Below are 16,494 nucleotides of genomic sequence, written 5' to 3'. Positions count from 1 at the left end.
CCACTTTGAATACTCCCCCGTAACAACACCCCATTCACACCACTCAAACTAATGCTACCTCCAGATCCTGCAACCGTATAATAATTACCCCCGCGATCCGAATTACCACCTACACTATTGAGCACACTTCCCACAGCCATCTCAATCCCCCCACTCACCACATAACTCTGTGAGCCGCCAACTCCACCATTATAATCACTAGAAACAACCACATTACGCCAGCCCTTACTCAATACCTGACCACTGCCACTCAATACCAAATCTCCACCCACTACCATACGCACATTGCCCGGGCGGACAGGATTCCTGATGCTATTATTATCCCAACTCCCCACATCCAATACCCCTCCAATGCGTACACTACCTCCCGCATTTACAGTCAAATCATACCCCACATAACTAACGTAACTCGTCGATAAACGCATCGTTAAACCCGAATTGAACTGTACCTCGCCACCACTCGTAACAGTCAAACCCTTCAACGAATTCGTGTTCTGACCATTCGTCATGCTAACACCTGCATCAAATACCACACTGCCAACCTGCGTACCACCAGCCCGAGCCGTCTTGATCTCGACCGAATAATTCACTAAGTAACTCTGGAGCGTCACATTGTTGATCACTGCATTATCAGCAGTAGGTATGAAGGTGTAAGTATTACTGGCAAAAGACCATGAGCCGTTGGCATTGGCAGCCGTAGAAATAACCACATTGCTATGCTGAGCTTCCGCCATAAATGACCAAAGCAATAGCATGTTCATCAGCCCCCAAACAGGCCTGCTCAACCAAGCAAGAAGTCGTAGAACCTGATACATAAAATCAATAATAATAGTCTATTTGAACCCGATCATTGACAATCAAACTTGCCGCACCGTTATTGGCTGGGTTATATGTCGCCGTTGTACCACTACTTGAAATAGCTGTTTTCGAAATACGCACTCCATTGATGTAGATACGAATGGTGGAATTTATGTTGGGAATTTGAGTGAGGGTAAAAGCTGTTTGACCGGCAGAAACAATAACATACTCATCTGAAATAAATCGAACCAAACTGTAATCCGTATTCAATAAAGCAGCACTGTAGGCCGCCGTGCCATTGCCTTTCACAAGGCCTGTCATACTCGTAGATCCAGTGCCACCGCGGCCAACGGCCACCGTTGCTCCATTCCAAGTACCTGAACTAATATTTCCCACCGCATTGGCCGTCCCATTCAACGTTAAATTCCCATTAACAATTAAGGTAGACCCTAACGATGTGGGACCATTGGTCCCCAATGAACTCGCAAAAAATCCATTAGTTCCATTTAAATCATACGTTGCGGTCGTTCCCGTAAAGGACTTATCCCCGGCAATGATTTGATTCGTTGTCAAATCAACAAAGTTTTTAGTTGTCGAACCCGTCCCCCCACTTGCTATGGAAATCGTCCCCGATAAGGCCGATGTGGGTACAGAAGCCCACGTTGCTGTGCCACTCCCATTGGAGGTCAACACAAATCCGGACGTTCCATTGGTATTCGGATAAAGAATACCTCCAGCTGTTAAAGTTCCCGCAATTACCGTATTTCCCGTAGAAGAGGCCACCGTCATTTTAGAAGCCCCCACAGCTAAATCATTCGAAAAAATCTTAGCTCCCGCCACCGTTTGGGCCGTTGTCAAATCCACAAAATTCTGCGTGGAAGAGCCCGTACCACCTTTGGCAACGGAAAGTAAACCTGAAAACTTGGCGTCTGTAACGGCTCCTGAAGCAATTTTTGACGCTGTTATAGCATTATCTGTGATTACTGGCGCCGCCGCAGTCGTACCTGTTCCCCCCAAATCTCCCGCTAATCGGACCGATCCATTCGTCGTTGTCGTCGCATCCGAGGACACTGGCAAAACGACCGAACTACTTGTTCCCGAAATCGTTAACGTCGAGCCTGATAATGATAAAGTTTGTGTTTCAGTCAATACGCCTGTCGCTGGAATCCAAGATGTTCCGTCAAATTTCAATACTTGTCCCGTCGTAGGTGCTGTCGAACTCAATGTCCTTCCTTGTAATTTTGCCACCAAAGGCGATGCCGCCGTACCTCCCAAATCTCCAGCCAAGCGCACCATTCCATTTGTTGATGATGTTGCGTCAACCGCCGTAGGTAACACTACAGAACTCCCCGTACCTGATATCGTCAAGGTAGAACCCGACAATCCTAAAATTTGAGTTTCTGTTAAGACTGAATTATTTGGTACATAATTCGTCCCATCATACTTTAATACTTGGCCCAAAGTAGGCGTCGTCGTAGAAACTGGAATTCCTTGTATCCGCACCACGGAAGGAGCAGTCGCGATTCCTCCCAAATCTCCCGCTAATTGAACCATACCAGAAGTAGAACTTGTCGCGCTAGGTAATACCACCGAGCTACTCGTTCCTGAGATACTTAACGTGCTTCCTGCTAAACTCAAGACCTGCGTTTCCGCCAAAATGGAACTATTAGGTACATAATTCGTCCCATCATATTTTAATACTTGGCCTACCGTAGGTGTCACCGCTGAAACTGGAATTCCTTGAATCTTCACAACAGAGGGAGCAGTCGCTACGCCTCCCAAATCTCCCGCTAATTGAACTTTTCCTGTCGCGGATGAAGTTGCGTCGCCCACGGCCGGTAGCGTAACTGAACTATTCGTTCCCGAAAGCGTAACCGTTGTACCCGTCAAGGATAATGTTTGGGCCTCCGCCAAAACCACCGCATCCGGAACCCAAGCGGTTCCATTGTATTTCAACACCTGCCCAGAAGTGGGTGCCGACGAACTTAAGGTTGCACCTTGCAATTTTGAAATCATCGGTGAGGCAGCAGTACCACCTAGGTCACCGGCCAGTTGCACTTTACCTTTTGTTGTGGCATCCGCATCGACCACATTGGCATTCACCATGGCCGATTGCACAAAGGCGGTGGTGGCGATTACATTTGAGTTATTTCCTGATGATTGGGTGACAGCCGTCGTTGTCGCCGGCAAAACCGGAGTGCCCGTAAATTCAGGGGAATTCAAATTAGCTTTGGCATCTAATGCTGCCTGAAACGCTACCCCGGTTGTCGCAATATCCACATAATCCTTAACGGCTTTCACCGAAGGGTATTTTTGATTGCTAGCAGCATCTGCCATGACATCCGTCGACTTATTCACTAAACTTTCTTTTAATGCTAGCCCAGGAACGGTTGGATTCGTCGCCGTCCCCGCTAAATCACCAGCCAATTGCAATTTACCCGTCGCCAAGGTAGTCGCATCCGGCGTACCGGTGGTAATGACATTGGACATGGCATTGTCGACATAGGATTTTACGGCCAACTGCGATGGATATAAAGAATTGCTTGGTCGTGAATTGCCTAAGTCTAATGCCGTCGACTTATTCGATAGCATCTCAAAACTATTCGCCATCTGACTTGTCTGATTTTGTAAATTAGCGAGTTGGCTCGATAAACTAGTAGACGCATTCGCTGTACTTTTAATCCGCTCATCATGCTCACTCAAGGTGGAACGTATCGAATTGAGAGACAAATTCACGGCAACAATTTGCGTTTGGGTACTATCTAATCGAAAGCTCAGATCACTGATCGACTGATCGATCACGATAAATCGAATTTTATTGGCTTGTTGGTTCGCCTCTATCTTAGCCGAACTCTCCTGAATCGCAATCGTATTTACTAACACACTTTGCTTGAGCGGATCTAAATCTTTGGGTACCAGATAGCCCACATCATTTGAAAATTGACTTAGTTTCGTGGGTGAATCGCGCACATTTTTGTAATCCACCGAGGCCGCATAGAGCGCATAAGGCGTAAAAGTCAAGAGTTGATTACTGACTTCCGTAAATGCAGATGACCCATTGAAATTCACACTTACATTCAGTTTTTTTAGGTTCTCATCCCAAATGATGGAATCAAATTGCTTGTATTTTGATTCACCAGAGGCTGCATTTGAGCCCATATTCCAAGCAGGTATACCTTTTCCAATGACTAGATTAACTAAACCAAAGGCATCTGTTTTTGCCGCATGAATTTCCTCATAATCAATCCCTTCCTTAGAAACTAACGTAAATCGCAGCCAAACATTTCCATTCGCCAATGGCTGACCAGAAATCACCTGACCTGGTATCTCAATCGGATTAGGGTCCAATATAACCGCTTGGTAATTCAAGCCGTTTTGTTGGCCATATGCCACCCAAGAAGTAAAGACCAAGAATAAAATGAATAGATATTTATACATACGATCTAGCTTATTGATGCAATCTAATTCCCATCGCGAGCGTCATTGGCGCCATATCCAGTGTGCCCGTTGGCGTTACTTTTGAAAAATGAGTTTGATAAGATGCGACGTGAGCAAATGCACTCACTTGTGCATTCACGCGTTTATTCACTTCAATTTGCACGCCACTAAACATGCGAAGCCCTTTAAATTGTGGTTCCGACAAAAGATCAAAATAACGAGAACCCACGAGCTGTTGGCCTGACACCAAATACTGCCCCATCATCCTTCCGGTTACCTGAATAGACCAACCTTTTATCAAAGGTATTCTAGGCCCAAAACCAGCGGATACCCCCACATAATCTGTTTGGTAAGAAAAGGCAATTTGTTGGACATCTCCAATCGCATTAAATTGATTGTAGTTCAGCCCCAAATCATAGTGAAACAGATTTAGAAACTTGGATATTTTCGGACGCTGACTAAAGTAAATGGCTGATTTTGAAAATTTGGAAATCAAACGAACGGTGTCCAGTAAGACATGTTCATGGGCAATATCCAGATGTAAACCGGATTGAAGTTTAAATAGGTCAACAGGCTTACCTGCTGAATTCGTAAATTGATATTGTGTGATATTGGAACCGATGGCCCACTTCCAAGCTTGAGCTTGAACGGAATAAATAGGGAAGAGCAGCAGGAGAACCACCACACGACGAACGCAGTAAATGGCCCATCCCCTGAGGAATAGATTAATCATGTATCTTAGAACTAGGTATTTGAAAACTAAATCGAGTTAATTTTCGTACCACGAATTAAGTCAATATAATCCTGAATAGAAAATTTAATTGACCAATCAGTGAGGAGATTATCAAGCGGAAGCGAAATAAAAGAGAACTATTTCAAATCGACATTATAGTGCAGTCCTTTATTGGCTCGCTGTGCCCGTGCATGTTTGATGATTAAATAAGCCACATTGATCATATTGCGCAATTCACATAAAGGAACGGTGATGCGTGATTGTTTGTACAATTCCTCATGCTCGAGGTAGATTAATTCCAATCGGTCATAGGCCCGTTTCAAACGGCGATCTGTGCGGACGATACCTACGTAATTAGACATAATGGATTCTAATTCACGTGCCATTTCGGTGACTAATACTAATTCTTCGGGGTGCCGCGTCCCCTCATCATTCCAATCCGGAATACCATCTGGAATGTTTTGCGTTCCATATTGACTGACTGATTTTTCAAATGCATTATGCGCATAGACGATTGCTTCTAAAAGAGAATTGGAAGCGAGGCGGTTCGCACCATGCAAACCGGTATGTGAGCATTCGCCGGCAGCGTATAAATTCTCAATATTAGTTTGGCCATAATGGTCTACGATAATTCCTCCACATAAATAATGCTGAGCTGGAACCACAGGGATCATATCCGTGGCCATATCAATCCCAAGTTCCTTTAGACAATGGGCATAAATCATGGGGAAATGTTGGCTTATTTCTTCTTTCGGAATATGTCTCGTATCCAAATACACGTGATCAGTCCCGTTAATCTTCATTTCGGAATCAATCGCACGTGCAACTACATCACGAGGCGCTAAGGATAGTCGGTGATCGTAACGTTCCATAAACGTCGAACCATCTTGATTCTTCAAGATTCCTCCATGACCACGTACGGCCTCCGAAATTAAAAAAGAAGGCTTATGGCCTGGATTGTATAAGGCAGTCGGATGAAACTGAATAAACTCCATGCCTTGAACAAAACCTTTCGCGCGGTAGGCCATAGCTATTCCATCTCCGGTGGCGATGGTGGGATTCGTCGTGGATTGATATACTTGACCAATCCCTCCTGTCGCTAGTAGTGTCGTTTTGCCTAAAAAGGTTTCTACTTTTTTCGTTTTTTTGTTCAACACGTACACACCGTAACATTGTTTATTAGGCGTATCCTTAGTAACCTTCTCCCCTAAATGATGTTGGGTAATTAAGTCAACCGCAAAATAATGTGTAAAGAAATCGACCGATTTAAAGGACTTGACCTTGGCTAAAAGTGCGCGTTCAATTTCATTTCCTGTTGAGTCTTTGTAATGTAAGATGCGTTTATCTGAGTGTCCTCCTTCTTTCACCAAATCAAATGTCCCATCCGCCTTTCGGTCAAAATCTGTCCCATAGGCAATGAGCTCACGAAGTCTTTCAGGTGCTTCCCTAACAACCATTTCGACAACTTCGGGATCAGAAACAAAATCACCAGCAACAAGTGTATCTTGGATATGCTTATCAAATGAATCATCTGTATCCCAAACGGCAGCAATGCCACCCTGTGCATATTTGGTATTCGTTTCTTCTGCAATCGTTTTGGTAATAAGCGCAATCTTGATGGGGATATGTAAATCCGCAAAATGCTGTGCGACTTTTACCGTATACGATAAACCCGCAATTCCTGATCCGATTACTATAAAATCATACGTAGGCATAGATGCTCTTTAGTTCTGCAAAAGTAACCAAAAACTGCCTCAGAAATAATATGTAGATTATTTATTGTAATTTCGCCGATAAATAAACAGTAAACCCTACACATTAATTATAAATAAATGGAATCAACTAACAATTCATCGAAAATCGCCATCATTGTTTTGGCAGTTTTAACGGCAATACTAGGCGTGTTATATTTTCGCTCGAATCAATTAACAAACTTGCAGGCATCGACCATTGAAGAAAAAGCAACGGAATTAGCGAATACACGTACACAATTAGATTCAATCTCTACTCAATTAGATAGTAAAATCGCTGAAATCAAAGCCTTGGGCGGCCAAGTGGCTGATTTAGAAGCCTTGAAAGTTCAATTAGAACAAGATAAAGCTTCTTTAAAAAGTTCAAATCATGCGGCGATTGCATCTTATGAATCAAAAATCAAAGAATACAATTTGGTGTTAACACAAAAAGACGGCGAAATCGTTGAATTGAAAAAGCAAAATGGAATTTTAACCGAGAACAATCAGGTGTTAACGACGCAAAATTCATCATTAAATACCGAGAATTCAGGTTTAAAAAATCAAAATAAATCATTGGCCGACACCCTTTCAGACGTAGCCGCGAAGAATAAGGAATTAGCTCGCAAGGTGAGTATCGCAGCAGCTTTAAAAGCACAAAACATTCGTGTTTTAGCTGTAAATGCCAAAGGAAAAGAGACAGAACGCTCAAAATTGAACGGCAAGCGAATCGATAAATTAAAAGTTGTTTTCTCGTTAGCTACCAACCCAATTACGAAATTGGAAAACAAAACAATTTATGTTCGTGTGTTGGACGGCGATGGAGCAACACTTTCAGATGAATCAATCGGTTCCGGTAAAATCAACTTGAACGGTAAGGATACGCCTTACACAACTAAACAAGTTATTACGTATACAAATGACAACCAAGAAGTAAGTGTAACCTACCCACGTGGGGGTGTTGCTTACAAACCAGGCAAATATGAAGTTGAATTAATTTCAGAAGGTTTTGTCGTAGGTAAAGGAGCGTTTGAGGTAAAATAATTTAGACTCTAGACGTTAGACGCTGGACATTAGACGCTAGACGCTAGACTTTGGACGTTGGAAAAGGCACCATCTCGAAAAGTGTGTAAGTAGGAAATAGGGGAACTTTCGTATTACGTCTAGAGTCTAACGTCTAGCGTCCAGAGTCTAAGGTGTAGCGTCTAGAATTTATTTCTCCCACCACCACTTCGAGAAGCTCTTGGAAAAGAGCATACTAGCACCTACCGTTTGGTTGATTTGATAGGAGTTCAATGAACCTGCAAGGGAGGTTTGCACATTTCGATTATACGTTTTCAAGCGTAAAGATCCATCTCGTTTAACGAACCACTCTAAGGCCCAATCCCCCAATAAAATCGATGGACTTGTTTGATTTCGTGCATCCGTAAATCCACCACTTCGCGTGATCCGTAGCCGATCATTCATATTGTAAGACGCGCGTAATTGAAGATTGGATAAAATATCCTGCGTTAATAAACCGCCACCTAAATACACATCCACGTTCAAATCTTTATTTATCTTATTCGCCAAATTACTCAACTGATTAGACAACATTTCAGTCACATTCCCCATCAAATTACCAATCGCTACTCCCGTCCCCCCATACGGAGAAACCAATTGGCCAAATAACAACACATTACTTACTTGCCGCGTCAATTCCTGTTCATCTGTCTTTATGCGATTCGTAAATGCAGTTACAGCCCCATTTAAATGAACGTCCTTTGGATAATCACGCACACCAATATCAAATGAAATGGAAGGGGACAATAATCGATTCTTTAAATTGATCGTCACATCCACAGGATAGCGTCGTTTAAACTCCGGCAAATTACTCTTGTTTGTCGTGTCCAATAAGATAGGGAACAACGACGCATATTGGGTATAAACGGCTTTGATATCCACATTTCCCTCCATAGGATCTCCCGTCCAAGAAATCTTAGACCCACGTTGAATAGCAAACTTCTTATTAATTAAATTTTGTAGCGTAAACGTATAATCCCCCTGATCAATTGCATAATCCCCATTCATCCTAAAATCACCTTTTTTATCCAAGGTCAATTTCAAAGCACCATTCCCATAAACCCGCATAATATCCCCTTTCTTCCGATCAAACTGAACTTCGCCATAGGCCTCAGGAGTCAAACTTAAATTTAAATCCATCGTTATGCCATCATCCTTTAAAGCCTCCGAAACTCGTTTTTGATTTGTCAACAAATCTGATTGGATTGACTCACTTAACAATTCATACGTATCTTCCACCTTTGCCTCTGACTCAACATCCAATGGAATAAACAAGCGCGTACCACGCTCACTTTTTAAATTGGCATAAACATTCAGATTATCCACCGTTCCCGAAATACGCATCGGACCCGTAGCAAAACCAGTTCCAAAATAGGCCAATTTTGGATCACGCACCGTATTCAATAATTTAAATCGATTCAAATCAGCGGTTAAATTGAGATCTAACGGCTGACCCTTCGGGAAATTCAAGGTGGCATTTAATCGCGCAGTATTCCCTTCCACGTCTTTTAATAACCAATTTACTCCCTTGATTTGACGCGCTTGAAACCGCACGGTATCCGAAAATGCAAGCTGCGTATTCAAGTAATCAAAAGTAGTCCTACCTCCCAAAACCACAATTTTACCCGCAAAAATAGGATCAGTAATTCCTCCCCCTACATGTAAATTACCCGAAGCCTCACCCATTAATCTTGAAAATAAACCCGTGGTAAATGGCTCCAAAATTTGCAAACTAGTTTTGTTCAATTCTACATTAACATCAAGTTTTTCCTCTTCCACAAAAGGTTTGTAGGTGCCACTCACCGACAATACCGATTCTCCCAATCTGTTTAAATGATAGTTCAAATCCATGAGTTGTTGGTCCGCCTGATACGTCCCAACTCCCTGAAAATTACCCATGTAAAATTTATTCAGTCGCAAGGAATCAATCGATAACCAGGAATCCAAACGTGTATTCTGATACCAATTCTGCAAACTAACCTCTGCATTCATCACACCCTGTGCCTTCGTTGCGAACAAGGGTCCCAAGGTTCCTAATTGAAACTTGCGCACCCTTAATTTAATCGCCTCCGTCGAATCTGTAGAAATGCTACCTTGAAGGGCGATGGACTGCTTTTGATTCGAAATTAACACATGCTCTGCCTTCAGCGATTGACCTTGAATGTACACCCTATTCTCAGGATCAATCGACCAATCCTGACCCAAAATACGTACATATGAATCCTTGAAACGCAACGATAAACCATCCTTTTCAAACTTCCAAATCCCCCCAAAATGGGCCGCATTTTCCTCTCCCTGCTGTTTAAAATCTAAGCCAAAATTAATGCGATCCTGATCCCATAAGGCATCCAATTTTAGATTCTCCGTTGGTGTTAAAAAGTTCAACTGCTGCTTACGTGATTGAAAAACCAAGCTAGAAGAAACCTCCGGACCTCCTAAAAATTTAGAACTCTGAAACGAAAAAACAGATTGATAAAACTTATATCCCCCAAATATCAAGGTATCCGGATAGGCTTCAAGACTCATCGAAAAACTCCGCCCCTTAGAAATACTACCTGAAAGTACCGTGTTTCTACCGATGTCTACTGTTGGGAAAAAACGGTCCATCAACGGGCCTATGTGGTGACAGATAACTGTAAAATCAGCCGAATATTTTTGCTCAATCGCGTGAATTTTAGTCGCATAATAGCGATTTCGTTCCGCCTCATTTTTAGTAAAATACAACTTATATTCGTCCCACAATTGAGCCAATTCTACTTGCATCCGGGTAGGGACAAAATCACCTACAGCCTCGATAGAAACAAATGGAGAACGAACCTGATACTTCTTTTTCACCCCACGCGTATCGGCTGTAAATGTCACCAAATCCATGGCTAAATCAGGTTGTTTGGGCACCTGCAATAACACATCCTGAAACACGGCCCGCCCATCTAAATCATCCACATCCTGCAGCGTAACATCCAAATCAAACCGCGACTTTATCCGCATTGGATCCTCCGACAAATGTAAATTTGATAAGTCGGCGCGCTCCACAACACCTTCCAACTGATACCTTGGTTTTGCCTGACGCAAATTAATCTCACCCGTCATGGTCGCTACAAGATGTGAATCCTTTACTGCTACCGTTCCTTTGAATAATTGCTTCTGCAAATTGCCATTTAATGCCACGCGTTTGTAGCCATAGCGGTTAAAAAATAGCTCTGAAATTTGACCATTGAAATCGACATTTGCCGACTGGTTTGAAAAGCCGGTGCCTTTCAATTTAGCTTCCAAATCGATTGTGCCCAGATAGTCTTCCAAATTCAATAATCGACCTAATTTGAATTTACGTAATTTGACAAAACCGTCATAACCTGAAAGCGCCATAGAATCCTTCAAATGCATACGGACGTCACCTTCCATATACCCTAATCCCGTATTTAATTGTCCGGAGGTTTGAAAATCTACATTGGTACCCTTGAATTTCCCACCAAAAGAAACAGCCCCCAATATGTTCATTTTATCAGCTGCAGATTTCGAAATAAAGACCGCCAAATCGGCTGGAATAAAGACAGATTGCTTCATATTGAAGTCCATCTGCGTTCGATCAATATTGGGTAAACCCACAAAATCAAAGTCGCCACGCAAGATACTTTTTTGGCCAAAACCTAGGGCGAACTGACGTAACTTTAGGTTGTCTACGGTGCCTGCCAACAAGCCATTCAGCTTGTACATCCCTTTATATGGGGCCATGGATTCGATAAACTTGCTAACATCGTCACTCGACAACCGTGAGTTGACCAAGCGAGCTTGCATATTTGCACGGGTAATCCACTGCGTTAAATCATCAATTTTCTTATAATTCACCACAAAACGATCACTGATCCAGGAATCGTTTACCCGCAATCCCAATTGATCAAACCGCATTTGCTTGTCGGAAATCATAAACTGAGTATCCAATCGCTTGATACGCAAATTGGTCTGCGGGGCAATCGCATTAAACCCGATAGTTCGAAGTCCAATGGTATCCCCTTTGGAATAAAACTGTTGAACAATCGAGTTTATGTGGGCAATCTCAAAATGTGAAAGGTCGAAATGCTGTGGAGTGGCTGTGTTTTTGACTTGCTCATCATCTAAAATAAAGGTCCCATCAACGACCTCAGCTTCCCTAATCACAAAGACACTTGAACCTGTACTTGGACCCGTACTATTCCGATTAACCCAAGCAATAATTTGGTCAATAAAATGATTTAGATTAACCGTTCCTTGCTTCTTTTCTAGAATTAAATGCACTCTAGGTTGATACAAACGGGCATAATCCAACGTAGGCCTACCGGTCTGCAAAAACAAATCGGAGATACTAAAATTGATGTCCAATTTCTCAATGTAGATCATGTCCTTACCCCAGGGATCTTTCACCCGTAAGCCCTTCAAGCTGAGCTCATCAAAAAACTTGATTTGAATCCCCTGCAAAGTCAGCGGATAGCCAATGGCCTTCTCGATTTTCGGACTAAAATACTGAGCTAATAGGGTTTGATTGGCCGGAGCACGGAGGAGGAGAATGAAAGTAAAAACGAGCAAAAAGAATCCCAACAATCCATAGAGGACCGTTTTAGCGAGGATCTTTAGGTATTTTACCATGTTTACTTTTTTTGCCCTATTTTTGCAGTCCAATGGTCCTACTTGCAATCGAATCTTCGTGTGACGAAACCTCTGCTGCCGTAATGGTCAACGGAGAATTGAAGTCAAATATTATTTCCACCCAATTAATTCATACTGAATGGGGTGGAGTCGTTCCCGAATTAGCAAGTAGAGAACATCAAAAAGCGATCATTCCTGTCGTTCAAGAGGCTCTGCAAAAGGCAAATATAAACAAAAATGACCTGAATGCCATTGCATTTACGCGTGGGCCAGGTTTGTTGGGCGCGCTACTCGTGGGCACTTCCTTTGCGAAAGCGCTAGCACTCAGTTTAAACATACCGCTCATTGAGGTAAATCATATGCAGGCGCATGTTTTGGCGCATTTCATTGAAGAACCTAAACCTGCCTTTCCATTTCTTTGCCTCACGGTAAGTGGCGGACACACCCAATTAGTCTGGGTGACTTCCCCGCTGCAGATGGAGGTGATTGGCGAAACGCAGGACGATGCTGTTGGCGAAGCCTTCGATAAAACCGCTAAGTTAATCGGCCTACCCTATCCGGGTGGACCGCTCATCGATAAACTTGCCAAGGAAGGTAATCCAGATAAATTTCCATTCTCCCTGGGCGAAATGCCTGGTTTGAATTTTTCATTTTCCGGAATCAAGACCGCCATTCTCTATTTCCTACAAAAAGAGACACAAAAGAATCCGAATTTCATTGAAGAAAACAAGGCCGATATTTGCGCATCCGTGCAAAAAACGCTCATCGACATGCTGTTGCGAAAAGTCAAAAAAGCAATGAAAGAGAAGCAATGCAATCAAATTGCCATTGCGGGAGGCGTGTCGGCTAACTCTGGATTACGTAGCCGCTTACAAGAATTGGGTGCTGAGTTAGGCTGGGAAGTATTCATCCCCGCCTTTCAATATTGCACCGATAACGCGGGCATGATTGCGATGGCGGGACATTTTAAATACGAAGCAGGGGAATTTACAGATCAAGACGTCGCGCCTTTGGCACGTTACAGTCTGTAGAGACGCGATACCTCGCGTCTATTCCCTGAGCAATTTATATAGACGCGATACCTCGCGTCTATTCCCTGAGCAATTTATATAGACGCGATACCTCGCGTCTATGTTCCCAACCTATGTGTAGAGACGCGATACCTCGCGTCTATTTTATCATCATACTGATAATCATCATCACCTATTTTGATATCAATTTTTCATTTTGAAAATTTCAATATGAAAAACAAGATCAACCTGATTCATCAAAACAAATTTCAAATAAAAACAACACACGCTGATTGGTGGGATTATTCATCCAATGGTCTGTATTTCATAACGATTTGCACAAAATATATGCAACCAAGTTTTGGCATTCTAAATCTAGAAGAAGTTGTCCTAAATAGAGTTGGCAAAGTAGTTAAAACCAATTGGGAGAAAATACCACATTATTTTCCATTTGCCACTTTAGGGCCATTTATCGTTATGCCAAACCATTTACATGGCATTATTTTAATAGAAAAATCAATTGAAATTCAAGAGAATAAACCAGCAAAATTTGGACCACAATCAAATAATTTAGCATCTATCATTCGGGGATTTAAATCATCTGTAACGATAGAAGCGAGAAAAATTGATTTCGAATTTGCCTGGCAAGCTAGATTCCATGATCGAATCATTCGAGATGAAAATGAACTAGAAAATATTATTCAGTACATTTATGACAATCCCATCAAAGGATAAAGTAGAGACGCGATACCTCGCGTCTTAAAAATAGAAAAGACGCAACGTATTGCGTCTCTACAAAACAAAAAAGACGCAACGTACTGAGTCTCTACATTAACGATTTTAACGCATTCCAAAACGCCATTTTCAATGGCTTTTCATCATCCGTTAATGTGGAAATAAAGCGCGGGAAATAATAAACTTTACTATCCCCTAAACCCACAACTTCTTGCGCCTCTAAGCCAGCAAAGCTATGCTCACCCAAAAATATATAGCGCGTAGCATTCGTTTTTTCAACAAATTCAGTCAAAGAAACCTGAATTTCCACAGGATCTAACACCGACCAACTCGTAGCTGGAAGGACCATAGGTGGTGCCGAGAAAATTAAGGATAAACGGGATTTTTCGAGATCAGAAATCTGACCCACAATAAGCCAAGGAGTAGTTACATTCGGAATGTAAACAGAATCAACTGCCTCCACCGGAGCCTCCTCAACCTGACCCGTAGGGCGGTCGGCAGGAACCCAATAGATGACATCATCCACATATAAGGCCGCCAAATCTACTCCCTGATCCATGTTTATGCTAATGAACCGCGCAACACACATGCCTCACGATCTGGGCCTGTCGAAATAAAGTTGATCGGTAAATCTAAATGTTCCTCTAAAAATTTAATGTAAGCCGAAAGCTCCGCAGGCAATTCCTCAAAACGACGCATGCCCTCCAAGGAACAATTCCAACCCTTCAAGGTTTCATACACCGGCTTAACTTTGATGTCTGTGATTTCAAATGGAATTTGATCCGTCACCTGGCCATCTGGCATTTCATAACCAGTACACACCAATATTTCTTCAAAGATATTCAAGACATCCGCCTTCATCATAATTAATTGAGTCACCCCATTAATCATCATCGCATATTTTAAGGCTGGCAAATCGATCCAACCGCACCGACGCGGCCGACCGGTCGTTGATCCAAATTCACGACCTTCCTGACGCATACGCTCACCCACCTCATCTTCCAATTCCGTCGGGAAAGGACCCGATCCCACACGCGTCGCATAGGCTTTAAATATTCCAAACACCTCACCGATGTTCTTTGGCGCCACACCTAGACCCGTGCAAGCACCTGCCGTAATTGTGTTTGAAGAAGTTACAAATGGATAAGATCCAAAGTCAACGTCTAATAAAGATCCTTGCGCACCTTCCGCTAATATCGTCTTACCTGCTTGAATCGCATGATTCACAGAATATTCAGAATCCACTAAATGGAATTCCTTCATAAAAGCCACCGCCTCAAAAAACTCCTTCTCCGCCGCAGCTAAATCATACTCAAATTTATAGACATCCAAAATCGCCTTATGACGATCTACCAATGCCTGATATTTAGTTGAAAAATCCGGAGAAATCATATCCCCCACACGCAATCCTTGACGGGAAATTTTATCCGTGTACGTTGGCCCAATTCCCTTCAACGTCGAACCAATCTTCGCATCACCTTTCGCTTTTTCATACGCCGCGTCCAACAAACGGTGCGTCGGTAAAATAATCGAAGCTTTTTTCGAAATCTCTAAATTCTTACGTAAATCTAAATTAAAATGCGCCAAGCCCTCAATCTCTTTCTTGAAAATAATCGGATCTAATACGACCCCATTCCCAATAATATTCTGAACCTCTTGGCGAAAAATACCCGATGGAATTTGATGTAAAACATGCTTAAATCCGTCAAACTCAAGCGTATGACCCGCATTAGGTCCTCCTTGAAAACGTGCCACTACCTGGTAACGAGGTGCTAAAACATCCACAATCTTTCCCTTACCTTCATCACCCCACTGTAAGCCTAATAATACATCAACTGCCATAAAATTATAATCTAAATGATAAAATTATTCTTGAGAACGCGCTTGGTACTGATCCCGAAACTCACATTGTTTCTTCGTACATGAACCATAAAAAATTAACGAGTGGTGCATGACATTAAAATGCAACATCTCTCCCACCAAACTCTGAATCGTTTGAACACGCGGATCACAAAATTCAGTCACATTGTGACAATCGGTACAAATTAAATGATCATGCTGGCGACGTCCATACGACTTTTCGAATTGCGCTTGATTACGACCGAACTGATGTTTGGCAACCAAATCACATTCAACTAATACATCTAAGGTATTGTAAACCGTCGCGCGCGAGACCTGATATTTCTTATTTTTCATGGAGATATATAACTCCTCCACATCAAAATGATCATCACGCAAATAAATCTCCTCCAAAATTGCAAAGCGCTCCGGAGTCTTCCGCAAACCCTTGTTCTCCAAGTAAGCTGTGAAAATCTTTTTAACCGAATCGAACTTCTCTATTTGTGCGGACATTATTGAAAAAAAACAA

Annotated in this window: 11 protein-coding genes; 3 read left to right on the top strand and 8 right to left on the bottom strand. The window is 42.5% G+C overall.

The annotated features are described in order from the left end of the window. The 4 genes from ACIQ6T_RS08110 to nadB all read right to left on the bottom strand — a co-directional run. Positions 1-815, bottom strand: an 815-nt coding sequence (locus ACIQ6T_RS08110) for a hypothetical protein (protein ID WP_395785395.1), incomplete at its 3' end; no start/stop codon positions are given. Between the two features lie 4 nt (positions 816-819). Further along, a complete protein-coding gene (locus tag ACIQ6T_RS08105; protein ID WP_395785394.1) occupies positions 820-4,236 on the bottom strand; it encodes a beta strand repeat-containing protein in 3,417 nt (1,138 codons plus the stop codon). Positions 4,237-4,246: 10 nt separating this feature from the next. Beyond that, positions 4,247-4,969 carry a hypothetical protein gene (locus ACIQ6T_RS08100; RefSeq protein WP_395785393.1) on the bottom strand — a complete coding sequence of 241 codons (723 nt, stop codon included), beginning with the start codon at positions 4,967-4,969 and terminating at the stop codon, positions 4,247-4,249. A gap of 137 nt (positions 4,970-5,106) precedes the next feature. Beyond that, a complete protein-coding gene (gene nadB, locus ACIQ6T_RS08095; protein WP_395785392.1) occupies positions 5,107-6,684 on the bottom strand; it encodes an L-aspartate oxidase in 1,578 nt (525 codons plus the stop codon). 117 nt (positions 6,685-6,801) lie between these two features. On the opposite strand from nadB, the gene ACIQ6T_RS08090 reads away from it, so the two are divergent. After that, complete coding sequence (locus tag ACIQ6T_RS08090) at positions 6,802-7,743, top strand: hypothetical protein (RefSeq protein ID WP_395785391.1); 942 nt, start codon at positions 6,802-6,804, stop codon at positions 7,741-7,743. A gap of 168 nt (positions 7,744-7,911) precedes the next feature. On the opposite strand, the gene ACIQ6T_RS08085 is transcribed toward ACIQ6T_RS08090, so the two are convergent. After that, positions 7,912-12,381, bottom strand: coding sequence for a translocation/assembly module TamB domain-containing protein (locus tag ACIQ6T_RS08085; RefSeq protein ID WP_395785390.1), 4,470 nt, complete (start codon positions 12,379-12,381; stop codon positions 7,912-7,914). 32 nt (positions 12,382-12,413) lie between these two features. On the opposite strand from ACIQ6T_RS08085, the gene tsaD reads away from it, so the two are divergent. Both tsaD and ACIQ6T_RS08075 read left to right on the top strand, forming a co-directional pair. Next, entirely contained in the window at positions 12,414-13,412 is a 999-nt protein-coding gene (tsaD, locus tag ACIQ6T_RS08080) for a tRNA (adenosine(37)-N6)-threonylcarbamoyltransferase complex transferase subunit TsaD (RefSeq protein WP_395785389.1), read from the top strand. A 210-nt stretch (positions 13,413-13,622) separates the two neighbouring features. Continuing rightward, the gene (locus tag ACIQ6T_RS08075; protein WP_395785388.1) at positions 13,623-14,126 is read left to right on the top strand and encodes a transposase; all 504 of its coding nucleotides are present in this window, start codon (positions 13,623-13,625) and stop codon (positions 14,124-14,126) included. Positions 14,127-14,217: 91 nt separating this feature from the next. On the opposite strand, the gene ACIQ6T_RS08070 is transcribed toward ACIQ6T_RS08075, so the two are convergent. Genes ACIQ6T_RS08070 through ACIQ6T_RS08060 form a run of 3 tightly spaced genes read right to left on the bottom strand, consistent with a single transcriptional unit; the run spans position 14,218 to position 16,478 of the window. After that, positions 14,218-14,685: a hypothetical protein gene (locus ACIQ6T_RS08070; RefSeq protein ID WP_395785387.1), complete on the bottom strand. Its 468-nt coding sequence runs from the start codon at positions 14,683-14,685 to the stop codon at positions 14,218-14,220. Positions 14,686-14,687: 2 nt separating this feature from the next. Beyond that, positions 14,688-15,968: an adenylosuccinate synthase gene (locus tag ACIQ6T_RS08065; RefSeq protein WP_395785386.1), complete on the bottom strand. Its 1,281-nt coding sequence runs from the start codon at positions 15,966-15,968 to the stop codon at positions 14,688-14,690. Positions 15,969-15,992: 24 nt separating this feature from the next. Continuing rightward, complete coding sequence (locus ACIQ6T_RS08060) at positions 15,993-16,478, bottom strand: Fur family transcriptional regulator (RefSeq protein ID WP_395785385.1); 486 nt, start codon at positions 16,476-16,478, stop codon at positions 15,993-15,995. Positions 16,479-16,494 lie beyond the last annotated feature (16 nt).

It is taken from the genome of Aquirufa sp. (assembly GCF_044377215.1).
In the GTDB taxonomy this organism is placed as follows: domain Bacteria; phylum Bacteroidota; class Bacteroidia; order Cytophagales; family Spirosomataceae; genus Aquirufa.
Note: the sequence above shows the minus strand (reverse complement) of the source record. Positions and strands in the feature narration are given on the sequence as shown.

Coding starts and splice junctions, on each gene's coding strand:
- ACIQ6T_RS08105 (WP_395785394.1), bottom strand. CDS start 4,236: ATGTATAAATATCTATTCATTTTATTCTTGGTCTTTACTTCTTGGGTG.
- ACIQ6T_RS08100 (WP_395785393.1), bottom strand. CDS start 4,969: ATGATTAATCTATTCCTCAGGGGATGGGCCATTTACTGCGTTCGTCGT.
- nadB (WP_395785392.1), bottom strand. CDS start 6,684: ATGCCTACGTATGATTTTATAGTAATCGGATCAGGAATTGCGGGTTTA.
- ACIQ6T_RS08090 (WP_395785391.1), top strand. CDS start 6,802: ATGGAATCAACTAACAATTCATCGAAAATCGCCATCATTGTTTTGGCA.
- ACIQ6T_RS08085 (WP_395785390.1), bottom strand. CDS start 12,381: ATGGTAAAATACCTAAAGATCCTCGCTAAAACGGTCCTCTATGGATTG.
- tsaD (WP_395785389.1), top strand. CDS start 12,414: ATGGTCCTACTTGCAATCGAATCTTCGTGTGACGAAACCTCTGCTGCC.
- ACIQ6T_RS08075 (WP_395785388.1), top strand. CDS start 13,623: ATGAAAAACAAGATCAACCTGATTCATCAAAACAAATTTCAAATAAAA.
- ACIQ6T_RS08070 (WP_395785387.1), bottom strand. CDS start 14,685: ATGGATCAGGGAGTAGATTTGGCGGCCTTATATGTGGATGATGTCATC.
- ACIQ6T_RS08065 (WP_395785386.1), bottom strand. CDS start 15,968: ATGGCAGTTGATGTATTATTAGGCTTACAGTGGGGTGATGAAGGTAAG.
- ACIQ6T_RS08060 (WP_395785385.1), bottom strand. CDS start 16,478: ATGTCCGCACAAATAGAGAAGTTCGATTCGGTTAAAAAGATTTTCACA.